We start from the raw sequence: 22,217 nt of genomic DNA on the forward strand, positions 1-22,217 counted from the left end.
TTTAGGCTATGTCCTAATAGCCTGTTGTAAGAGCTAATCTAAAGACAGGCATCCGCCCGGGACGTCTGCCCATCATGGGTACTCAAGCCCTTCACTACTGGCTGGCTCAACTGAGCCAGCTCAGCACCCAGCAGAAATCCACGCTGCATCATCCCTGCAGAACCCACCCGCGACAGCGGTACTGGATGGCTTGCCTGCCTTGCAGAGTTGTCCGCATTGCCAAGCCAAGGCTGAGCGTCTTGCTCCCTGAGGATGGTCACGCGGCTTACGTCGCTATCGTTGCCGTGCTTGCCGCCGGACTTGCTCCGCGTTGTCAGCAACAAGCCTGGCCCGCCTGCATTACCCCGAGCGCTGGAAAGACTAGGCCAGGCACTGATTGACGGCCTAAGCGTACCGCAAGGCGGCCAAGACGTGCAGCATCAGCCAAAACACGGCTTTCCTCTGGCGGCACCGCTTCCTGACTTCAGCGGCCCAGCATCACGCCAAGCATGAAGCAGGAATTGTTGAAGTAGATGAGACGTTCTTTCTAGAGTCCTGCAAAGGTCAACGACAGCTGCCACGGGCACCGCGCAAACGCGGTGGAGTCGGCGTGACCCGAGGCACGGGTAAAGACCAAATCCCGGTGATGGTGGTGCGCGACCGGGAGGGGCATACCGCGGACTTCAAGCTGGCCAAGCTCGATGGCAAGCATGTACGAGAAGCGCTTCTACCGCTGATCGATCAGGAGTCCGTGCTCTGCTGTGATGGGGCGGCGGTATATGCCAGTTTTGCCCGGACGCAGGGCACTACACATCACGTAGTGCATGCCCGTCCCGGCCAGCGCGTACGCCAGGGCGCTTTCCATATCCAGAACGTCAATGCCTACCACAGTCGCCTGAAGAGCTGGATGGCTCGCTTTCATGGCGTGGCCACCCGCTACCTCCCGAACTATCTGGGCTGGCGCCGTATGCTGGAGCGTTACCAGCAGAGTATTCGGCCGGATCACTGCATCCAGGAGGCGCTAGGGCGCACCATGCAACGCGCTATTGGGATATAGCTATTTATTAGTCGTTAATCGTGACGCGATTCTACCATCAATTGTCGCAAATCATCTATTCAGGGTGTAGTGATCCGGGTGACGATGGCAACTCAAAATAATTACAAACCAATAGAGATACAGGAGGTGAACTATGTCTAGTCCTCATCGTAAAGGCCCAACTCAGAAAGAATTTATGGATAAATACGCTCAGTACTTCGGTATTGATCGTGTTAAAGCCACACAGGACATGGGTTTTTACTTTATCGAAGACGGTGGCGAAGGCGCCCATGTATGGGATACCGCAGGCCGTAAGGTGCTGGATTTCTGGGGCGTGGGTGGGGTTAACAATCTCGGACACCGCAATCCTGTAGTCATGGCTGAATTTGAAAAAGCCATGAAAGAAGAGGATTTTGGCTCACTGTTCTGGTTCTCAGAGGCTAAGGGTGAGTTGGTTAAGAAATTAGCCGAAACCACGCCTGAGCGCCTGAAAATAACATTGCCCTGTGTGACCGGTTCTGAAGCGGTGGATGAGGCGATCAAGCTGGCGCGTGGTGCGACTGGCCGGGTGGAAACGCTGTACTGCTCTAACGCATACCACGGTCACACTGGCATCTCGTTGTCGATGATGACTGCCGATGATTGTCGCTCTTGGTGCGAGCCGCTGGTGCCTGGCTTCCGTCAGTTCGATTATGACGATGCTAGCTCGCTGGCTAAACTCATCTCCAATCGTACCGCCGCGGTTATTGTTGAAGTGGTGCAGACCGATTTCAGCGGGCTACCGTCAAAAGATGCAAATTTCTGGTCTGAAGTGCGCCGCCTGTGTGACGAGAACGGCGCCAAGCTGATCATTGATGAAGTGGTAACAGGTATGGGTCGCCTGGGTGAAGTATGGGGTTGTAATCTGTGGGATATCGACCCGGATATGATCTGCGTAGGTAAAGGTTTCTCCGGTGGTGTATTCCCAATGGCTGCGGTTATCTGTGCGGAAGATGTGCTGGACTTCTGGGGTGTTAACCCTTATCGCTCGATGTCCTCTTATGCATGGTCCAATGTTGGCTGTCGCACTACCAAGGTGGCTATCGAGGAAACAGAGCGTCTATTGCCAAGTGCTATGAAGGTCGGTGATAAGCTGGAACAAGCGATTCTGGATATTCAGAAGCAGTACCCGGACCATATCACCAACTTGAATCGCACCGGTATGCTGTTCTCTATTGAACTGAACGAGCAAAACTTCACTGTATTAGAAGCCTTCGGTGGTATGTGGCAGCGCGATGTCGCTGTGGTTGCCAGCTCGCAGCACGCGCCGATCTTTAAGCTTTACCCACCGATGATCCTGAATGACGAACATGTGGCTGAATTCGCTAACAAGTTTGAAGATTGTACCAAGCATGCCCAGGGCGGAGGTCATCAAGGTTGGTTTGACTAATTAATCAGTACCCGTTGAGAGTGGGGCGCCAGAATACGCCTCACTTGTTGGTAGATCATCTAGCCAATCAGATGCTCATCCAAGTCCTTTTATTTACTCCGAGGTAATATGTTATGAGCACCTTTATACCCGTCATTCCCAAAGGGATGGAAACTTATTACAACGACTATCAGTTTTCCCCGGCTGTGCGCAGCGGTGACCTGCTGATTATCTCCGGTCAGCTAGGCTTTAATCCCGATGGTTCGCTACCTGAAGACCCGGCCAACCAGATCAATAATGCCTTTCAGGCAATCGGCTATATTCTGCAGAGCGAAGCTCTGGATTTCAGCAATATCATCGCTATCGACAGTTTCCATATCGGCGATATGCATAAGCAGTTTGAGTTGATGATCGGTGAGAAGGCAAAATTCATCGCTGAACCCCATCCGGCCTGGACCGCTGTTGGCGTTGCAAGCCTGGCGATGCCTGAGGCCGTGGTTGAGATCAAGGTAACTGCGCGCGTTGTAGATCAGGCTAAAGTCTCCTTCATATAAGGTGGCTTACTTTCTATCCTTTCCTATTTTCCCTGTACTGTCCGGGACTTTCCCCTGTCCATTTCCTGAATGCCTTGATAAAAGCACTGGTATCGCTATAGCCAAGTAAGTGGCTGATCTCTTTGAGCTCCATAGTTGAGTTACCCAGATGCTCTGTTGCCTGTTCTTGGCGCATCTCCTCTACCATTTGAGTAAACACAAATTTCTGTGCTTTTAAGTGTCGTTGTAGTGTTCTGGATTCGATCGCTAATGCGGCGGCCACATTTTTCAGGTTGCTTTGGCGAAGGGGCAGGAACTGACGGATCTGATAGGTCACAGAGCCAACAAGATCATTACTGTCAGGTTGGGCGTTGGCCATATCCACCAAATGCTGTCGGAGAACCGGGAAAAGCTGCAGGTCCGCGGATAAAACCGGCTTATCCTCCAGTGGCAGTGGGAAGGTGATGCAGTTAACCGGTTGATCAAAATAGGGCGTTACACCATAGAGTTTCTTATAGACGGATAACTCTGAGATGGGGGAATGCTCAAAGTGCACCGCAACCGGTGATACACGTTTCTCACAGAGTCTGTCGACAATATTTTTTACATAAGCAAGGGATACCTCGGCATCCTGGCTTTTGTGCACGACCCCGGGATGCAGGATTGAATACTCAATGCCAAAGATTCTGCTGTCACGAATGCAGGCGATGTGTGTGCCCGATTGCCAGGGCTTAAGAAACGTTGCCAGGTTACGCAAAGCCGCTCCGATGGTGGGTGAGTTCAGCACCAGATAACCAAAGGCCCCCCATTTAGCCGGATCCTGATTGATCCCCATAGTCAGTCCGAAGTGCGGGCTAAGGGTTATGTCAGCCGCCAGTTCCAATAGGTAGGTAAAGCGATCTAACCTGATCTTTTGATAGGGATCCTGGATTATTTTCAGATCGATATCTGCTTTCTCGAATACTGTCTCCGGATCCAGCCCTTGCCTACGAATCAGCGCCGCCACATCAACTGCTGCAGCAGCTCGAATCATTGGGATGCCAATTGATGGAGTTGGATTCATAGAAAAAGCCTCATGAGATGAAATGGCTGAATAACTGTAATGGATTATTAGGCAGATATATTGATCTGTCGTCAAATGACGGTCATATGTGTTCAATGGACATGATGGTTTGTTTTGACGTGAGTCACAATGAAAAGGTCATCAATGAAAATAAAAAATAGAGAGGTGGTGATGGCGGATTTCTATCAGCTTGATCCCGATCAACAGGTTGAACGGTTAAAGAAGCTTGGCCTGAAAGCGTTGGAGCAGTGGAGCATTGAGCAGCCTGAGCTGAGCCTTATGAAGTACCGGGAAAATGCCGTATTTGCCGTGACCGATGCTACGGGTGCCAAGCGGGCATTGCGCATTCATCGTCCCGGGTATCACAGCACGGTTGCACTTAACTCTGAGCTGGCCTGGATGGAGGCCTTAAAAGCCGACGGCATCCAGACGCCTGAGGTTATCCATACAACAAACGGCAAGCTTCTGGTAATTGCCGAGGTGAACGAAGTGCCTGAACCGCGTCAGTGTGACCTACTGGGCTGGGTAGACGGTGAGGTACTGGGCACAATTGAAGGCAGCGAAGAACAATCGACGCAAGAGCTCCACACTAATTACTATTTGGCTGGCCAGATGGCAGCACGAATCCATTGTCATGCAGGGCAATGGCAGTTGCCTGAAAGTTTTTTTCGTCCAGTGATGGATGCTGAGGGTTTGGTTGGAACGAAGGGTTATCTGGGTAACTTCCGCCTTTTGTCCGGTCTGGGCGATGATCAGGTGGCGCTGCTGGACAAAGCTGCTGATGCGGTAATGGATACCTTGAATGTCTTTGGTCAATCGTCTGATCGCTTTGGCTTGACGCATGCCGACTTCCTGCCGGAAAACCTGCTGATTGATGGCGATATCATACGCATCATCGACTTTGATGATTGTGGTTTTGGCTGGCACATGATGGATATTGCCACTTTCCTGTTTTTCTTGCTGGGCGAGCCCGGTTATGACGCCGCCTACCAAGGCCTGGTCGAAGGGTACCGTTCCGTGCGTGAACTGCCTGACAGCCATCTGGAGTTGCTGCCGACCTGCCTGCTGGCACGGGGCCTGACCTATCTAGCCTGGGTTCACAGTCGTTATGAAACAGAAACTGCCCAAGAGATAGCTCCGGTTCTTATTGAGGGGGTTTGCGCTCTAGCTGGAGACTACCTGACCAATGGTAAATAGGAGTTATGACTATGACGTCTCCAGCTTTATCCGTCGCGGCGTTGATTGCCGCCTCTGCACTGTCAGCGACAGGGGCACTAGTGTTCAATATTTTTCCTCTGTTCCTCAGTGCAATCGCCGGCCAGTTTGGCTTTGATGATGAGCAACTCGGGCTGCTGGGTAGCGCTTATCTGGGCGGTTTTTCCCTGGTGGCATTGACCGCTGTTTACTGGATTACCCGGATACCCTGGAAAATTGCAGGAGTTGCTGGAGTGATCGTTATCTGCCTCAGCGTTCTTGCTTTGTATAGAGTGCAGGTTCCTGAACTTATCAACGCAGTGGTTGCCCTGTTTGGTGCAGGCAGCTGTGTCATCTTTACTATTTCGCTCCGGGTGCTGTCTCACGCCCGGGACATTGATAGGGCCTACGGCATCAAACTGTGTGCCGAGATGATCCTGGCCGGTACCGTCATGTTTGTAATGAGCAGCTACGTTCTCAGTGCGTTCGGGTTTACTGGTTTTATAACCGGCCTTGCACTGGTCTACGCCGTTTCTGGTTTCGCATTGATCTGGTTACCTCAGGCGGGCGATTTTGAGCCGGTCGAGAATCAGGCTTTGACCAGGTTGTTGTTTACCAGGGGAGCATTGCCTGCCTGGCTGGCTTCTGCAGCCCTGTTTATGCAGTTTGCTGTGATGAGTGCTTTGTGGGGGTTTATGGAACGGATAGGCACTTCCGCGGGCGTTGCTGACTCCGTTGGCAATGTGCTGACGCTGGCGCTGGTTGCCGGCTTAGGTGGCGCCTTTCTAGCGGTTTTACTGGGTGATCGGTTCGGTCAGTTAAAACCTCTGTCGGCTTGCTTTGTGGTTATTGTTGCTGCAGTTGGATTGCTAATTAATGGTAACGGGGTCGTAGTTTATGCCCTATGTGCCTGTCTGATCTCTGCAGCGTTGCAATTTGTCGTTGCCTACCAGATGGGGCTGATCACTGCCCTTGATCGGCATGAAGTGTTTACTACCCTGATCCCCTTCTTTCTTGCTGCAGGCGGTGCTGTCGGCCCGGGTGTAGCTGGCCTGATGTTGGATGGTACTGGTTTTACCCCGGTCTATATGGTGGCCGTTGTTGTGACCATTATCTGCTTACTGATTACGCTCTGCGTCGTGAAGCTGGTGCCGAGCACTGAATTGCAACCCGTAGGATTAATTTGAGATGAATAAGTGTTTGACTGGAAAGGTCGCTCTGGTGACCGGGGCTCGCTCCGAACGTGGTATGGGTTATGCCGCTGCACTAAAACTGGCTGAGGAAGGAGCGGATATCGTTATGACCACCCGCTCGGGAAGCTTTAAAGGTGATCCCGCCGAGTTTGAAAGTGACCAGAGTTTTGAACAATTTCGTTCGCTGGCCAGGAACGTTGAAGCCCTGGGGGTGCGCTGCTTTGCGTTACCCATGGATGTCACCGACCGGGAGCAAGTAAATCGTGTTGTTGACTACAGCTGTGAACAGTTGGGGGGTATCGATATCCTGTTTAACAACGCTGGTATTGGCTTTGGTGAATTGTTTATGGATACCTCTCCTGAACAGTTCAACAATGCCTGGAACATTAACGTCATGGGGACGATTCATGTTTCCCAAGCGGTAATTCCGAGAATGCTGCAGCGTGGTGGTGGTTCCATAATCAATAACGCTTCAATTTATGGCTTAGGCGGTGCCGCATATGTATCAGCATATGTGGCGACCAAGCATGCGATTGTCGGCCTGACTAAATCCATGGCGTTGGAGCTGGGTGAACAGAATATTCGCGTGAACGCCATTTGCCCGGGCATGGTTGTGACTGAGATGGGCGATATTGAATATCAGTTGATAGCTGATGCAGAAGGTATCATTTTTGAAGAAGCAAAACAGGGTTTAGCTGATCAGAACGTACTTAAACGTGGCGCAGAGCCAGCTGAAATTGCCGATGCAGTGGTTTATCTCGCAAGTGAAAAATCGAGCTTTGTCACAGGCATTGCGATGCCGATTGCTGCAGGTCAGTCAGTCGGACTCTAAACCCCTGCCTGAAGTGTTAAGAATAGAAATTAATGAGGTGCGTAGTGCATTCAATTAACAGAGAAAAAACATTAGAGCTGTACACGCAGTATCTGCACAAACACAAGCTTCCGGTGTACAAACAGTTCAACTGGGAGGTGGTTGAAGGTAGACGCGAAGGCGCTTTTATCTGGGATATGAATGGTAAACGCTATTTCGACTGCCATACCTGTGGCGGAACTTATAACCTAGGGCACCGTAATCCTGAAGTGATCAACGCGGTGAAAAATGCTCTGGATCATCTGGATCTGGGAAACCATCATCTGCCGTCGCCTGTTCGCGCATTACTGGCTGAGCAGTTGGTAAAATCTGCCGGTGAAACGCCTGACGGTGAAAAAATGGGCCGCGTGATGTGGGCCAGTGGCGGTGGCGAAGCGATGGATTTTGCGTTCAAGATGGCCCGTGGCTATACACGCAAGAACAAGATCTTGTGTCTGGATGGAGGCTACCATGGTCATACCGGGCTAGCGATGGGCGCTGGCGATAAGAAATATACCAAAGCCTGGAATACCAACCCACCGGACTTTGTAAAAGTGCCATGGCAAGATCTGGGCGAGATTGAAAAATATTTTGATGATGATACCGCTGCGGTGACTCTGGAAAGCATTCCTGCGACTCTGGGGATGACAATTATTCCTCGCAAGGTGATGCAGCACATTCGTAAGGTAACCAAAGAAAACGGCATCCTGATGATTCTCGACGAGATTCAGACGGGGATGGGGCGCAGCGGTAAAACCTGGTGTTTCCATCACTACGGCATCATGCCCGATATCTTCGCCATTGGTAAAGGCTTCTCCGGTGGAGTGATGCCCAGCGCAGCTACCATCTATCGCGATGAGATGGAGCAGGTGTTTGCCGAAAACCCGCTGATCCACTTCTCCTCTTTTGGTGGTAATGAGATCTCCTGTGCAGCTTCCAGTGTTGCACTGACTAAGGCGACTGACCCTGAATGCCTGGCGTATACCCGTAAGCTAGCGGCATTCTTTCGCGAAGAGTTCGATAAGTTAAGGCAAGAGACCGATAAAATAGCAGGACTGCGCCAGCTTGGGTTGTTTCAGGCCATCGAATACAAGGATGTGGCGACCTGCATCTCCGCCGTTGAGCGCCTCAATAATAATGGCGTGTTCTGCCTGTTCTCCAACAATGACCGCATCAGTTCCCAGTTTATGCCGCCATTAACCCTGACTATGGATGAGGCCCGTGAGCTGATGGATCTGGTGCGTAAGAGTGTTAATGAAGCCGAGAGCTTTGATCTGGAAGGTTCGGATTACTTCAAGACACAGACTGAATCCCGTATCAAGAACGTGTTGCATCAGCTGGACTGATACAGCCCCCGAATATTACTGATTACGTACCAAGCTCAGTTACTTCATTGGAATCTCCTGCTACGGTTAGCTGTATGAATAACCAGTAATGGGTGTCCCATGGCCCGTAATCAGGTTCAATTCCAGCCCGGTCTTTCGCTCACTAACTTCCTTAAGTGCTACGCAACCGAGGAGCAGTGTCGCGAAGCGCTCTTCAAGCTACGTTGGCCAGCCGGTTTCATCTGCCCCGATTGTGGCCATCAGGGCGCCTGCTGCCAATTGGCGCGGCGGCTGTATCAGTGCAACCGCTGCCATCATCAGGCCTCGCTGACCGCGCGGACAATTTTTGACAGTACCAAGCTCCCTCTGACCACCTGGTTCTTGGCGATCTACCTGCTGACTCAACGTAAGAACAGCTTGTCGGCCTTGCAGCTCTCGCGTGAACTGGGCGTGAGCTACAACACGGCCTGGCAGTTCAAGCACAAGATCATGCAGGTGATGTTCGAGCGTGAACGAAACACGGTGCTCAGTGGCCGCATTGAAGTCGATGATGCCTATCTGGGTGGTGAGCGGCCGGGAAAGCGCGGTCGCGGCTCGGAGAACAAGGGCGGCGATTTTTTCCGGCTCGATGCATCCATCACACAGTTTAAAGGCGGCTTGTATATCGACCGGGCGTACTGTGATCTTGCTCCGGAGAAAGTGGAGGCGGTGATTAATGTCGCCAAACAGGTAACGGGGATTTTGAGCAGTTAGGGAAACTCTGAAAAAGACTTCCCGATTTTGGCAAAATAGCCGGACACCACCCGCCGAGTTTTCCGATGAAGCAGATGACCTTCGCCGACGCCGAGTACGCTGGCAAGCGCAAGCAGACCCGCAGAGAGTTGTTCCTGATCGAGATGGATCGGGTGGTGCCGTGGAAGGGTTTGATTGCCCTGATCGAGCCGCATTACCCCAAGGGTGAAGGCGGTCGTCCGTCCTACCCGCTGATGGCGATGTTGCGGGTACATCTGATGCAAAATTGGTTCGGTTACAGCGATCCGGCGATGGAAGAGGCGCTGTACGAGACGACCATTCTGCGCCAGTTCTCGGGGTTGAGCCTTGAGCGTATCCCTGACGAAACCACCATCCTCAACTTCCGTCGGCTGTTGGAGAAACACGAACTGGCTGCTGGCATCCTCGCTGTGATCAATGGCTACCTGGGCGACCGAGGTCTGTCACTACGCCAGGGCACCATCGTCGATGCCACGCTGATCAATGCGCCCAGCTCGACCAAGAACAAAGAAGGTAAACGCGACCCGGAAATGCACCAGACCAAGAAAGGCCAGCAGTACTACTTCGGCAGTGCGACCTGAAAGTCGCGTGGGTTTCTGTTCCGCAGGTTAACGCCCGACGGAACCGATTGTTCCACCACTCGTTCCCTACCCAGACAGGCGTGGCCGGTAACAGCTGGGTCTGAAGCTCTGGGGACAATGTAACCGCCGATACTTCGGTAGGTCGAACCGCGAGGCCAGACTGAATCTGCCAGCATCAAGGCGGAGAGGGGCTAGGGATGAACGGGTACGGCTAACACACGTGAACCTCATATAAACGTCGTCATAGTAACCAAGCCAAAGATGCTGACAGGCTTGTACCAAAAGGTGTGCGGCCAGGTAGGGGCTCTTACCGATAGCCCCTCGTGGATGTAGTGCCGCCGGCGAAATCGAGGAGCCCGACCCGCTCGGAAATCCATGTGGAACAGGGTAAGCCCGTAGCGCTGCCGGTTTCGGCAGGTGAGCTGTAAAGCAAGCTGTTGGTGCTGCGGGTAAAGGAATGTGGAAAAAGCGAAGGTCACCCTGTAATGGGGTGAATACAGATTGAAAGATCATCTGGCGCGAAAGCGAGCAGACTTCCACACGGTCTTCCATGGCGAAACAACCTGATCAATCGTTGCACGGAGGAAAGCAGATGGCAGTGTTCACACCCAATGCGCAGGCAGCGGCGAGCACTGGTGCACCTTCGAACTTCATATCGGCCTGGCCCCAATACAGGGGCCAGGCCGAATCGCAAGTGAAACGACTCCAGATCCGTATCGCCAAGGCAACACGAGAAGGCAGGTGGGGCAAGGTGCAAGCCTTGCAGCGACTGCTGACTCGCTCGTACAGCGGCAAAATGTTGGCCGTGAAGCGAGTGACGGAAAACAGAGGCAAGAGAACACCGGGTGTCGACGGCAAAATATGGTCGACCCCGGACGCCAAATCGAAGGGAGCGCAGGCGTTGAGGCATCGTGGTTATCGACCACAACCGCTGAGACGCCTTTACATACCCAAAAGCAATGGCAAGAAGCGCCCGCTGGGAATCCCAACGATGCGGGATCGTGCAATGCAGGCGCTATGGAAACTGGCACTTGAGCCGGTTGCGGAAACGCGTGCAGATCCAAATTCGTATGGGTTTCGGCCGCAGCGATCCACTGCCGATGCAATCGCACATTGCTTCAATGCACTGGCGAAACGTGGTTCGGCGCATTGGGTACTTGAAGGTGACATTCGAGGCTGTTTCGACAATATCAGTCACGATTGGCTGCTCGACAACGTACCCATGGACAAGGTGGTTCTGCGCAAATGGCTTCGAGCGGGGTATGTCGATCAGGGAGCCTTGTTCGCAACGGAGGCAGGAACCCCGCAAGGGGGAATCATTTCTCCGGTACTTGCGAATTGGACGATGGATGGCCTGGAAGATGTCGTCAATGCAAGCGTGGCTTCGACAGCGCGCAAGCGTAAGCCATTCAAGATACACGTCGTGCGATATGCCGATGATTTCATCATCACGGGGGCCACGAAAGCTGTTTTGCAACATCAGGTTCGTCCTGCAATTGAGGCGTTCCTGAAAGAGCGAGGGTTGGAACTCTCTGATGAAAAGACTCAGATAACGCATATCTCACAAGGCTTCGATTTTCTGGGCCAGAACGTACGCAAGTACGCCGGCAAGCTACTCATCACTCCGGCTCGTAAGAGTGTGAAGGCATTGCTGGATAAGGTCCGGGAAATCGTGAACGCAAACAAGACGGCGACTCAAGCGAACTTGATCTTGACCCTGAACCCGGTGATCCGAGGATGGGCCATGTATCATCGCCATGTTGTCGCCGCCAAGCGTTTCGCATGGATCGACCATCAGATTTGGCAAGTGTTATGGCGCTGGGCTGTTCGTCGGCACGCCATGAAAAGTGCCCATTGGGTAAAACAACGCTACTTTCGTGTCGTGGGTCGACGGCACTGGGTTTTCGCCACCCAGGAGAAAGCGCGCGGCATGAGTCAACCCGCTTGGCTTTATGCCGCGGCCAGTGTTTCGATCGTGCGGCATATCAAAATATGCAGTGCAGCGAACCCGTTCGATCCGGCATGGACGTTTTACCTTGAGCGCCGAAGAGCGCATCGTCAGGTAGCCCGGTCTTATTCAGGCTGCTGGAAGGCTTGAGCCGTATGAGGGGAGACTCTCACGTACGGTTCTTAGGGGAGGCAGGAGTGGTAACACTCCTGCTTTACCCGACTGAAGGCCCACATCGGCGTGGATGACGAGTCGGGCTTGGTGCACAGCGTGGTGGGCACGGCAGCCAATGTGGCGGATGTCACCCAGGTCGATAAGCTGCTGCACGGCGATGAAAACATGGTCGGGGCCGATGCCGGCTATACCGGTGTCGAGAAGCGTCCCGAGCATGAAGGCCGTCAAGTGATCTGGCAGGTTGCAGCACGTCGCAGCACCTACAAGAAGCTCGATAAGCGCAGCGTGCTGTACAAAGCCAAGCGCAAGATCGAGAAGGCCAAGGCTCAGGTGCGCGCCAAGGTCGAACATCCGTTCCGGGTGATCAAGCGCCAGTTCGGTTATGTGAAGACGCGCTTCCGTGGCCTGGCCAAGAACACGGCACAACTGGTGACGCTATTCGCGCTGTCAAATCTGTGGATGGCGCGCAGGCATTTACTGACAAATGCAGGAGAGGTGCGCCCGTAATATGGGCAATAGCCGCCGCGAGGTGCTCGCGGCGGCTAGAAACACCGAAATGAGCGGGTGATCTGATCGTTTTTGATCGATTTGCCGCTTTCAAAATCAGCGGGGGCTGAAGTCGGCCAGAAATGCACGGCTACTTCAGAGGATCCTTAGGTGTTGATCGCTAGTGTCGTTACCAGACACCTCTGACAGAGGCTAAGGTGTCCGGCTACCCCAAAACGCTATTACTTACCCATCAGGATGCGCACTATGTCATCCCAGACCGGCAGCCATTTGGCAGTATCTTCCTTGCTATGCTGGGGGGTTACGATCAGCATATTGAAGTACGGCATAATCATGATGCCGCGGTTCCAGGCGTAGGCGTGGCTGAATTCAAACAACCCGCCAAAACCGATGCCGACTGACGCCGAAATAGGGTCGTGGCATCTTTCCGGAATGAAGGTATAGCTGATGCGGTTGCCCATGGTTTCAATCAGAAACGGAGCGTTGTATTTTTCGATGGATGCGTTCATTTCATCGACAATATCTTGCACATGCTTACCAACCGAACCATAAACTTCGTCGGTCAGCACTTCTTCCAGGGTCACACGCAGTGCTTTGGCAGACATAGTATTTCCGGAGAGCAAGGTGCCTAGCCTACCAAAGGATGCTTCACCGAATAGACCCGCAGCTTCGGTCTGACGATATACCTCTTGGGCGATCTCTTCGGTCATGCCGAATACACCTGTTGGGATGCCACTGGCAATCGCTTTGCCGCAGGTCCAAAAATCATAGTGGCCATGAAGGCCAAGCTCTCCACAGGCACCTGAGGGGCCGGCAGAAAGCGTATGAGTTTCGTCATAGGCCAGTTTGGTGCCGTACTTTTGACAAAGCCTATAGGCTTTTTTATTCCAGTCATCTTTCGGCCATGCCCAGCCGAAGTTACTCATGATAGGTTCCATCATCACGCAGGCAACTTGGCCGTCTTTAAGCACGGCTTCCAAAGAATCGAGATCGTTAAAGCTGAAGATCCGTGTGCGATCTCCAACGTCAGCATACTGATACACGTTCATTTCGTGCACGCGTGTTATCACACCCTCCGCGGGCATGATTTTCTGTGTCTCATCAAGGTTGCCGTGGTAGGTAAAATTTGGGATGGCAATGATGTTACGACCGGTCACTTGACGGGCAATTGCCAGTACTGCGCGGTTGGAATCCGAGGCTGACAGGTTGGCCATCCAGTGGCTGAGACCAAATTTTTTGGCCATTAATTCACAGCAGATCACACCGTCTTCATTGCCTGACATGGTGTGAATACCATTTTCCAGCATCAGGGCGGCTGCCGCTTTAATGGCGGGGTTGAGACCGCCATGGCCAAACATGTCGGGAGTATCGCCCAAGCAGAAGTCGAGGTATTCATTGCCATCGATATCCCAATATTTATTGCCATAAGCACGCTCGCAATAAATGTTCTGGGGCATATTGTTCCAGTCTTTTTGGTGGTTGCCTAGCACCCCAAATGGCGATGATTTTTTGGCGCGAACAGTCATTGCTTTACTTTTAGGCTGCTTAGCAAACCATGTTGCCATTTCATGCTCTGCCAGTTTCATAACTTCTTCGCGCGGTATCACACCGGGCAAGTTGGTGGGATAGGAGTCCTCAATGGTTGCATTGGGTGAGTATTTCAGCGCTGTTGGGGTCATGATGCTACCCCCGGCAGCGGCTGCCACTCTGGCTGGAACCGTGGCCGCTATGGCGCCAATACTGGCTATTCCCGTCATATTTATGAACGACAGGGCGCCGGTTATTTTTATGAAATCTCGCCGATTTGTAGCCATATGTGAACTCCTAGAATTCCTACATGCAGGTTGTCGGTAGTAGGCTTGGTGTTATGTTGGCCCGATAGATGTTGAGTCGGCCAATGCGGGCAGTTGGGAGCGCAAACTTCTTTGTTACCAACGTAAAAATAAGCATCAATAAGGGAGCGAACCTTACGGCTCGCCCAATGGCCGATGACTTTCTTCAGAAATTACTTGACCACGTTCAGCGGTGGACGCTGGTCAAACCACTCAGGCCGAGCCCGTTCGATTTGGCCGGCTAGTTGGAAAATTCGGTCTTCTCTGCACCAGGGAGCGTTGAGCAGCACCCCAATGGGCAAGCCGTTGGGGGCTAATCCTGTGGGTATGCTCATGGACGGGATGCCGGTTTCGTTGCCTGGGATAAGGTAGCGCGAGTCCCTGATCATCCCCCGCATCCATTTCATCGCGGCTTCGGGAGTATCGCAGAGGTCAAAAGGGGAGAAACCGGAGCCTGCACCGGCTTTGGCGGTCAGTCCTGTATCTACCGGGGTCAGCAGCAGGTCATATCGATCGAAAAGACGGCCGAAACCGCGGGTGAAACCGCCGTTATTGGCGAAGTGCGCCAGGGTGTCTTCGGCGCTAAACTCGCTTCTGGCAGCCTTTACCAGCTGTCGGAAAACCGGCTCCAGGCTGTCGTCCGTCAATCGTTTGCCGAACTGTTCGGCGAATGCTGCCCAGTAACGGGCGCTCCCGATCCAGGTGCTTTCGACACCTTTCCACATTGCCTTCCAGTCGCAGATGTCATCACCGTTGACCTCCTCTACCTCATGGCCAAGCCCGATCAATAGCTCGGCTATTTTGCGGGTATTGGCGATGATTGTGGGGGCGAGATCTTCCTCCTGACCCCATCGGCCAGTGCTGAACGCGATGCGAAGTTTGCGAGGCTCCTGATTCACGTCCAACAGATAGCTGTGGCCCGGGTCTGGGATCGGCATAAAGCTGTCGCCGGGCCGATGCCGGCACAAGTAGTCGTAGACACCTGCCTGATCGCGCAGGGTGCGGGTGATCACTCCTTCGTAGACGAAATGTGTGCTGAGTTCATTACCGCATGAAGGCGGAAAGGGCAGTCGACCGCGGGTTGGTTTGAGTCCGATCAGGCCGCAAATCATCGCAGGGCTGCGGGTAGAGCCTCCGCCGTCGCTGGCCGAAGCAATGGGCACTATGCCAGCGGCTACTGCCGCCGAGGATCCCCCCGAGGAGCCTCCAGAGGTATAGTCCAGGTTCCAGGGGTTGAGGGTGATGCCATTGATCAGCGATTCAGTGGTAGCAGCGTAACCCAGTGGGGGCACCGCGGTGCGTCCCAGCAGGTTGAAGCCGGCATTACGGAGGTTGAGGGTCAGAGGGTCATCGGTGTTGCGACGTATGCCCTGCATAAAGAGCGCGCCACACTCCTGCAGACGGCCTTTCATACCCGAGCCGAGGTCCTTCATTAGGCTGGGGACCCCGTAGAATTGTCCCTCTGGATTGATACCGTCTCGGTGAGGAGCTTCAACTACATCTTCGAATACCTCGAGTACGGCGTTAATCTGGGGGTTAACCCGCTCGACTGCGCCGGCGCACTGCTTTGCCAGTTCTTCGGCAGTTACTTCACGTTTGCGAACCAGTTCCGCCATGCCGGTGGCGTCGAGGCGGTCCCATTCGGACCAGTTTAAGGTCGGAGTGAAGGTCATGTTCTTATCCTTATTGGTATTGGTCACTGTTTTCAAACTTAGACCCGCAGTGGCGGGGCTGGTGATTGGCGACCTAACGACCCCGTGGCTACGCGCTACAGAGACGTATCAATGCTTAGATCCTATGGTGCGGTGTCCATCAGTGCCAAACCGACCGGAAATGGTGCTCGCAGCTGAAGTGTGTGACTGTTTGCTCGGTGATGAGAGCCTTTCTGATAGGGGGGGGGGCAAGTCTGTGCAGTCTGTGTTCAGCATGACGGAGTGGTCATCGTTCTGAGGTATAGGTGCGCCACTGATCATTGATCTGGCCCTTATTGCTTCGTGTAGTGGAATCAAATGCTTGATCGGCAGATCTTGCTCAGGGAGCTGGAAATAATTTTTAAGGCTATGTCTGAGTTAGCTGTTGCATGGGACGGCCCACCGCCTCCTGCAGACAAAATTCTGGCTTAATGCGCTTTGTGTACCGCTCAAGCATGCGACGCCAGCCCAGATAGTTAACGAGGTACTTAGTTGCTACGCCATGAAAGCGCACCATCCAGCCTTTCAGTCGACAGTGATAGGCATTGACGTTCTGGATATGAAAAGCTGCTTCCTGGACGCGTAACCCCGGCCTCGCATACGCCACCTTGTGGGTGATCCCGTTGCGGCGTGCAAATGCCGCATAGATTGCGGCGCCATCAGTACAGAGCACCGACGCTTTTCCACCAAAGGCCTTAGCGCGGCACTTACGTGGGCCGCGTCGAGCTTCTCCAGCTGAAAATCAGCGGTGTGTCCCGCATGGTCGCGAACCACCAAAACAGCTATCTGATTCGGTCCAGTTCCGCGTGTCTTAACCACGTCCCCGCGTTTACGGAGTGGGCGCGGCATCTCACGCTGGCCTTTGAATGACTCGAGAAAGAACGTTTCATCCGCCTCGACAATGCCGCTTTCACGCGCATCTAGATGCACTGCTGCATCATGCAAAAACCGATGTCGCCAGCGAAATTAGGTGCTCTTGCTGACGTTGCAGTGTCTGGCTGCCGCTCTCACGGTCAATCCAGGAATGAGGGCTTGGGCATAATCCAGCCAGCAATCCTTATGGTGTAAGCGCGCCAAGGGTGTTCCGGTCAATGCGTTGTACGTGCGCCGACAGACTCGGCAGCGATAGCGCTGCTGGCCGCCACCGCGGCCCCACGAGGCCAACTGTACGGCGTCAGCGGCACAGTGCGGGCAGGCGATCCGGAATGACCTCTTCAAGGCCATCTCACCGCACGTTGATCTGGAGAAAACTCTGAACGATAGATTTCTGTTTGATCGTGAGGCGATCAAGCCGAGCTAGCAGGTGCTGAAAGGATTGGGCATCCATAACGGCACTCCTTGACGCCTCCCGGAGCTCAATATGTAGCTATGCTGGCACATAGGTATCCACTTGTGCAGCGGGTTGGCGTTGAGAGCGTGATTGAGCCCTACGCAAGCAATCGTGGCGTCGGGTTCGCGGCACTCTTGGATGAACTGGGTCTTGAACGTTTTGAGGTAGAAGCGGCGTTTTAGCTGCATGAAGGATCCGTCATGGTGTCCACTTAATTTAGGTGGACACCATCGCCTCAAGCGACGGCATCAGGAAGGTGTGTTGCCCGGACGGTTACCGATATGCGATGTCTTGAGTGGATGCATTAAGACAGAAATGGTTGGAAAACTGCGCAACGCCTAGTTCGGCGATGCGGGTGAGCTCGAAAGATTTGACACCTGTGGCTACATTGATGGCGCGCATCATGGTGGGCTGGTTGCGCATGCAAAACGTAATTAGGACATAGCGCTTGATAAGCGCCCGCAGCGTACCCCGCAGCCCTTGCGACAGGGTGCATCTGCAGGTCCCGTAGGCTGCTGCGCTATGGCCGGCTGGAAAGGCTCGGTAAGCGGAGTGTCCAGTCCTTAAATGCTGTGCCCCCCCCCCTGTCAGGAAGGTTCTGGATTTTACGGGCAAGTCGTAAGGTCGATACAGATTCAAATGCCTTTATCGATCGACCGTCGATACCAAACAAAAAGAAACGAGGCCTATCTAATGCGAATGCATCTTCCCTTTAAGGGGTTGCCCCTGGCGGGAGCGATTTTATCGGGCACTATTGGTTTGGCGTCGAGCGGACTGGCAGGCGCTTTCGAGCTGAACTTCAGCGAAGGCTCTGAGCTGAGCGGCAGCACGGACTTCACCTTGTCTTACGCCACCTCGGTGCGTGCTACAGATGCCGACCGCGGTAGCTGGGCCACGGCGCCCAACTTCCTGTCCGATGCACGGGTGCCAGACTCCGGTGATCTCATTTCCAGTGTTTACAAGGTTGGCGCCGAGTTGGGGCTGGCTTGGCGTAACTACGGGTTTGTCGGCAACTATGTCTATCAGTATGACACCGAGATCATGGATGACGACGCCATCGATTTTCTCGGCAATAAGACCCACTGGACTAACGCAGCGGAGGACTATGCCGGTAATGCCTTCGATGTGTTGGATACCTATGTATACGGCTCCTTCGAAGTAGGTGAGAACCCTCTGGAGGTGCGAGTCGGCAAACAGGTGATTAACTGGGGTGAGGGCTTGTACTTCATCGATGGTGTATCTACCCAGGTTCCGCTGAACTTCAACAAGTTAGTAACTCCAGGCGCTGAGCTGAAAGAGGCTTACATCGGTGTGGAGTCGATCTACGCTCAGCAGGCGGTCGGTGATAGTTCTTCTGTCTCGGCATACGTGCAGACCAAATGGCGTCGTACCGAATTCGCCCCCCGTGGCACTTTCTACGGCGATGATGCCTTCTTCCGCGGTGGTACCGAGGTGGATCCAGTGTTCGGCGTGCCGATGCGGGGCTCCGATCAGGAGGCGAGTGACAGCGGCCAGTGGGGCATCTCCGGGCGGACCACCATTGGCGATGCAGAGTTCGGCCTCTATTACAGCCGCTATCACGAGACGCTTCCCTTCGTGACCGCGAATACACCGGGGCTGTCGTTGACTGGACTGGCACAGTACTGGCCTGAAGATCTGGATATGTACGGCATGAGCCTCTCGACCACCGTGGGGGAATGGTCTGTCAGTGGCGAAGTGGCTTACCGACCGGATCGACCGCTGTTTATGAGTCTTGCCTCGCCCAACGCTTTTACCGATGCGGACCTCACAAACGCCGAAAAGCACGACACGGTTAGCGCCTCGGTAAACGGCATTTGGCTAGGAGGAGCGCTGCCTCTGGGCATTGACTCTCAGGTGGTGTTAGCGCAGTTCGGCGCTGATTACATCGCCGGTGACCTGAGTGACCTGCAGGCCAATGCCAATATCACCAAGGAAACGCTGACGCCTGACAGTTTGGCCTACGGTGCGGCGGTGGAATGGATCGGCACCTGGCAGGGCGCTTATCCGGGTACCGACATCTCGCTGGGTCTGTTCCTGCAGAAAGACATCAAGGGCAACTCCCATTTCTGGGGCAACTTTGCCGAAGACCGCCTACTGGGCTCGTTGAGCCTGACCGCCAATATTGGCAATGAGTGGGAAGCCAGTGCCGTTTACTCCTGGATAAACATGGATAACTCCCACTACGACACTCAGGATGTTTACAACCTGTCTGTTAACTACAAGTTCTGAGTCGAGGAACATGACCATGATTAAGCGAACTCTTCTGTGCGCGGCCGTGACCCTGATCTCCATGGGTAGCGTTTCGGCGTTGGCCGCGATCTCCGCCTCCGAGGCCGCGCGTCTCGGTGCCGAGCTGACCCCGGTAGGCGCCGAAAAGGCCGGCAACGTCGACGGCTCCATTCCCGAGTGGACCGGTGGGTTGACCGAGGCTCCGGCCGGCTGGTCGCGCGGCCAGGATCGCCCCGATTTCTTCGCTGGGGAAAAGCCGCTGTTGGTGATTACTGCAGCCAATATGGCCGAACATGCCGATAAGCTGACCGAAGGCATGCGTGCGCTACTCAAGCAGTACCCCGAATTCAAGATGCCGGTCTACCCAAGTCACCGCACCGCGGCCTGGCCCCAGCATGTCTACGACAACATCAAACAATATGCCGCCAGCGCCCAATTGATCGAAGGTGGCAACGGTATCAGCGGTGTCTGGGGCGCGATTCCCTTCCCGATTCCGAAGAACGGAAACGAGGTGATCTGGAACCACAATACGCGTTTTCTCGGAACATTTAGGGACATACCCCGTGCCATCGAGAACACTATCTATAACGACGGTCAGCGGCTGGAGTGGGTCTTCGACAGTAAGGTGTATTTCTCCTACTACGACCCGAATGTCTCCGCGGAGGACAAACAGGGTGGGGTGATATTCAAGTACGCCTCCACCACGCTCTCCCCTTCCAGGGATGCGGGTGAGGGCGTTCTGGCGCTGGAGAATATCGATGCCAAGAACATTCCCCGCAAGGCCTGGACCTACGACCCTGGCGAGCGCCGCGTGCGCCGTGCGCCCAACTTGGCCTTCGACACCCCGGACCGGCCAGTCAACGTCATTGACGACTACGACATGTTCGCCGGCTCCCCCGAGCGTTACGACCTGAAGCTGGTGGGCAAGCGAGAAATGTATGTGCCCTATAACAACAACGAACTCAACAAGACCACTCACTCAGTCAAGGACGTATATGGACATCCGGTGATCAACGCCGAGCTGACCCGCTACGAACTGCACCGCGTCTGGGTGGTGGAAGCGACAGTCAAGCCCGAAGCTCGCCATGTCTACGCCAAGCGGGTCTTCTACGTGGATGAGGATAGCTGGACCATCCTGACCACCGACAAGTACGACGCCAACGGCAGCCTCTGGCGGGTGGGCGTCAATTATCCGGTGACCGCTCCCGAGGTGCCAGTGACCGCCGGTGGCTTCTATGTCCACTACGACCTCAAAGTGGGGGCCTACTACACCGTCTTCGGCGTCCAGGGGCAGCAGGTGGCTCAGACTTTTGACGGCGAACCGCCTAAGGCCTCGTTTTACACGCCGGCGGCGGTCCTGCGGCGGGGCAAGTAAGGCCTCTACGTCTGAAGTTTGACCGAGGATCTCCGATCTCCTCATCGGGGATCCTCATCAATGAACCACACCGATTTCAGTTTTCCTTGAGTTGCCTTTGATCGCCCTGAAGCAGAGGCAGGAGCTCGGAGTAGTAGTGTCCTGGAGTGCGTTATGAGTAGATTGAAATTGATTCAAGCGCTGGTGGCGATGGCGCTGACCGCTGGTGCGAGCGCCTCCCTGCAGGCGGAGTATCGCGACGCAATCGACCTGCCATCGTTGAGGATGGAGTCGGTACGCTATTCGCTGCTACTCGATATCGCCGATACCGGCGAGCAGCTGGTAGCCATCGGTGAACGCGGCCATGTCCTGCTCTCCCAGGATGACGGTCGTAACTGGACCCAGTCCCAAGTGCCCACCCGACTGCAACTCAACGCGGTGAGTTTCGTTGACAAAAATACTGGCTGGGTGGTGGGTGAGGACGAGCTGATCCTAAAAACCACCGATGGCGGCAACACCTGGCAACAACAGCATGAGGGGCGTAACGCCGAGCGGAAAGGCCCACTGCTGGACATCTTCTTCAAGAATGCAAAGGAAGGTTTTGCCATCGGCGTCTTCAACAAGATGTTCCACACAGCAGACGGCGGCGCTACTTGGGACAGCTGGCAGGCGCACATCGAGAACCCCGATGAGTGGCACCTGATTGCCATGGCGAGTACCGGTGCAAACAGCGAAACCCTCTATATAACTTCCGAGATGGGGCTGCTGTTTCGCTCCACCGATGGCGGCGAGAGCTTCGAGCCCCTGCAGACCGATCACGACGGCTCTTTCCACGGCATCATCGCCCGTCGCGGCAGCAATGGCCTCGATCAGCTGGTGCTGGTGGGCGTTGGCGGCATTCTCTATACCACCCTTGATGGTGGTGACACCTGGAACTCAATCGAAACCCACACCGAGGCGGGCCTGGCCTCGGCAACTTGGCTCAGCGATGGCGGAGTCCTAGTGGTAGGGGCCGACGGTGTAGTGATCCAACTCGATGCCAACCTGCAAAAAGCCAAGACGCTGCATACCGATAGCGGTCTGGCGCTGAGCAGCGTGGTCCAGCTAGATCGTCATGAAGCGCTGATGGTGGGGTTCGGTGGTGTGCATCGCCTCGAGCTCGATTAAGCCAACCGACGCCCTCCGATTGATAGGTGTG

At 54.3% G+C, this 22,217-nt stretch carries 13 protein-coding genes and 5 pseudogenes; 14 read left to right on the forward strand and 4 right to left on the reverse strand.

The window, feature by feature from the left end:
• Positions 1-74: 74 nt before the first annotated feature.
• From ELQ88_RS00870 to ELQ88_RS00880, 3 genes and pseudogenes are all read left to right on the forward strand, one after another.
• Positions 75-1,036 (forward strand): annotated as a pseudogene (locus tag ELQ88_RS00870) (IS1595 family transposase).
• Between the two features lie 133 nt (positions 1,037-1,169).
• A complete protein-coding gene (locus tag ELQ88_RS00875; RefSeq protein ID WP_138962986.1) occupies positions 1,170-2,444 on the forward strand; it encodes an aspartate aminotransferase family protein in 1,275 nt (424 codons plus the stop codon).
• A 113-nt stretch (positions 2,445-2,557) separates the two neighbouring features.
• Positions 2,558-2,977 (forward strand): RidA family protein, encoded by a 420-nt coding sequence (locus tag ELQ88_RS00880; RefSeq protein ID WP_138962988.1) that lies wholly within the window; start codon positions 2,558-2,560, stop codon positions 2,975-2,977.
• A gap of 13 nt (positions 2,978-2,990) precedes the next feature.
• Here ELQ88_RS00880 and ELQ88_RS00885 read toward each other — a convergent pair whose 3' ends face one another.
• A complete protein-coding gene (locus tag ELQ88_RS00885) occupies positions 2,991-4,019 on the reverse strand; it encodes an AraC family transcriptional regulator (RefSeq protein WP_138962991.1) in 1,029 nt (342 codons plus the stop codon).
• Between the two features lie 144 nt (positions 4,020-4,163).
• Between ELQ88_RS00885 and ELQ88_RS00890 the strand changes: the two genes are divergently transcribed.
• The 8 genes and pseudogenes from ELQ88_RS00890 to ELQ88_RS00925 form a co-directional block, all read left to right on the forward strand.
• Positions 4,164-5,216, forward strand: a complete 1,053-nt coding sequence (locus tag ELQ88_RS00890; protein WP_161599935.1) for a phosphotransferase — start codon at positions 4,164-4,166, stop codon at positions 5,214-5,216.
• An 11-nt stretch (positions 5,217-5,227) separates the two neighbouring features.
• Positions 5,228-6,400, forward strand: coding sequence for an MFS transporter (locus ELQ88_RS00895; RefSeq protein ID WP_138962995.1), 1,173 nt, complete (start codon positions 5,228-5,230; stop codon positions 6,398-6,400).
• A gap of 1 nt (position 6,401) precedes the next feature.
• Positions 6,402-7,238 carry an SDR family oxidoreductase gene (locus ELQ88_RS00900; protein WP_138962997.1) on the forward strand — a complete coding sequence of 279 codons (837 nt, stop codon included), beginning with the start codon at positions 6,402-6,404 and terminating at the stop codon, positions 7,236-7,238.
• Between the two features lie 44 nt (positions 7,239-7,282).
• The gene (locus tag ELQ88_RS00905) at positions 7,283-8,602 is read left to right on the forward strand and encodes an aminotransferase class III-fold pyridoxal phosphate-dependent enzyme (protein ID WP_161599936.1); all 1,320 of its coding nucleotides are present in this window, start codon (positions 7,283-7,285) and stop codon (positions 8,600-8,602) included.
• A 99-nt stretch (positions 8,603-8,701) separates the two neighbouring features.
• Positions 8,702-9,187, forward strand: a pseudogene (locus ELQ88_RS00910) (IS1595 family transposase); the annotation flags it as partial.
• Between the two features lie 212 nt (positions 9,188-9,399).
• Positions 9,400-9,921: pseudogene (locus ELQ88_RS00915) on the forward strand (IS5 family transposase); the annotation flags it as partial.
• Positions 9,922-10,525: 604 nt separating this feature from the next.
• On the forward strand, positions 10,526-12,031 hold the full coding sequence (gene ltrA / locus ELQ88_RS00920) for a group II intron reverse transcriptase/maturase (protein ID WP_138963345.1): 1,506 nt from the start codon (positions 10,526-10,528) through the stop codon (positions 12,029-12,031).
• Positions 12,032-12,103: 72 nt separating this feature from the next.
• Positions 12,104-12,562: pseudogene (locus ELQ88_RS00925) on the forward strand (IS5 family transposase); the annotation flags it as partial.
• A 221-nt stretch (positions 12,563-12,783) separates the two neighbouring features.
• On the opposite strand, the gene ELQ88_RS00930 reads toward ELQ88_RS00925, so the two are convergent.
• The 3 genes and pseudogenes from ELQ88_RS00930 to ELQ88_RS00940 all read right to left on the reverse strand — a co-directional run bounded on the left by ELQ88_RS00930 (position 12,784) and on the right by ELQ88_RS00940 (position 17,412).
• Positions 12,784-14,376, reverse strand: a complete 1,593-nt coding sequence (locus tag ELQ88_RS00930) for an aminotransferase class III-fold pyridoxal phosphate-dependent enzyme (protein WP_138963001.1) — start codon at positions 14,374-14,376, stop codon at positions 12,784-12,786.
• Between the two features lie 191 nt (positions 14,377-14,567).
• Entirely contained in the window at positions 14,568-16,067 is a 1,500-nt protein-coding gene (locus tag ELQ88_RS00935; protein WP_138963003.1) for an amidase, read from the reverse strand.
• A 385-nt stretch (positions 16,068-16,452) separates the two neighbouring features.
• A pseudogene (locus tag ELQ88_RS00940) lies at positions 16,453-17,412 on the reverse strand (IS1595 family transposase).
• A gap of 696 nt (positions 17,413-18,108) precedes the next feature.
• Here ELQ88_RS00940 and ELQ88_RS00945 point away from each other — a divergent pair.
• The 3 genes from ELQ88_RS00945 to ELQ88_RS00955 all read left to right on the forward strand — a co-directional run bounded on the left by ELQ88_RS00945 (position 18,109) and on the right by ELQ88_RS00955 (position 22,186).
• Positions 18,109-19,665 (forward strand): DUF1302 family protein, encoded by a 1,557-nt coding sequence (locus ELQ88_RS00945; RefSeq protein WP_161599937.1) that lies wholly within the window; start codon positions 18,109-18,111, stop codon positions 19,663-19,665.
• Positions 19,666-19,681: 16 nt separating this feature from the next.
• Positions 19,682-21,040, forward strand: a complete 1,359-nt coding sequence (locus ELQ88_RS00950; protein WP_138963006.1) for a DUF1329 domain-containing protein — start codon at positions 19,682-19,684, stop codon at positions 21,038-21,040.
• 153 nt (positions 21,041-21,193) lie between these two features.
• Complete coding sequence (locus tag ELQ88_RS00955; protein ID WP_138963008.1) at positions 21,194-22,186, forward strand: YCF48-related protein; 993 nt, start codon at positions 21,194-21,196, stop codon at positions 22,184-22,186.
• Positions 22,187-22,217 lie beyond the last annotated feature (31 nt).

The organism is Pseudomonas sp. MPC6, from assembly GCF_006094435.1.
Taxonomy (GTDB): domain Bacteria; phylum Pseudomonadota; class Gammaproteobacteria; order Pseudomonadales; family Pseudomonadaceae; genus Aquipseudomonas.

Excerpts from the sequence above, each read along its gene's own strand:
- ELQ88_RS00955 (WP_138963008.1), top strand. The coding sequence starts at position 21,194 with ATGAGTAGATTGAAATTGATTCAAGCGCTGGTGGCGATGGCGCTGACC.
- ELQ88_RS00935 (WP_138963003.1), bottom strand. The coding sequence starts at position 16,067 with ATGACCTTCACTCCGACCTTAAACTGGTCCGAATGGGACCGCCTCGAC.
- ELQ88_RS00885 (WP_138962991.1), bottom strand. The coding sequence starts at position 4,019 with ATGAATCCAACTCCATCAATTGGCATCCCAATGATTCGAGCTGCTGCA.
- ELQ88_RS00875 (WP_138962986.1), top strand. The coding sequence starts at position 1,170 with ATGTCTAGTCCTCATCGTAAAGGCCCAACTCAGAAAGAATTTATGGAT.
- ELQ88_RS00890 (WP_161599935.1), top strand. The coding sequence starts at position 4,164 with ATGAAAATAAAAAATAGAGAGGTGGTGATGGCGGATTTCTATCAGCTT.
- ELQ88_RS00880 (WP_138962988.1), top strand. The coding sequence starts at position 2,558 with ATGAGCACCTTTATACCCGTCATTCCCAAAGGGATGGAAACTTATTAC.
- ELQ88_RS00945 (WP_161599937.1), top strand. The coding sequence starts at position 18,109 with ATGCGAATGCATCTTCCCTTTAAGGGGTTGCCCCTGGCGGGAGCGATT.
- ELQ88_RS00895 (WP_138962995.1), top strand. The coding sequence starts at position 5,228 with ATGACGTCTCCAGCTTTATCCGTCGCGGCGTTGATTGCCGCCTCTGCA.
- ELQ88_RS00930 (WP_138963001.1), bottom strand. The coding sequence starts at position 14,376 with ATGGCTACAAATCGGCGAGATTTCATAAAAATAACCGGCGCCCTGTCG.
- ELQ88_RS00900 (WP_138962997.1), top strand. The coding sequence starts at position 6,402 with ATGAATAAGTGTTTGACTGGAAAGGTCGCTCTGGTGACCGGGGCTCGC.
- ELQ88_RS00950 (WP_138963006.1), top strand. The coding sequence starts at position 19,682 with ATGATTAAGCGAACTCTTCTGTGCGCGGCCGTGACCCTGATCTCCATG.
- ltrA (WP_138963345.1), top strand. The coding sequence starts at position 10,526 with ATGGCAGTGTTCACACCCAATGCGCAGGCAGCGGCGAGCACTGGTGCA.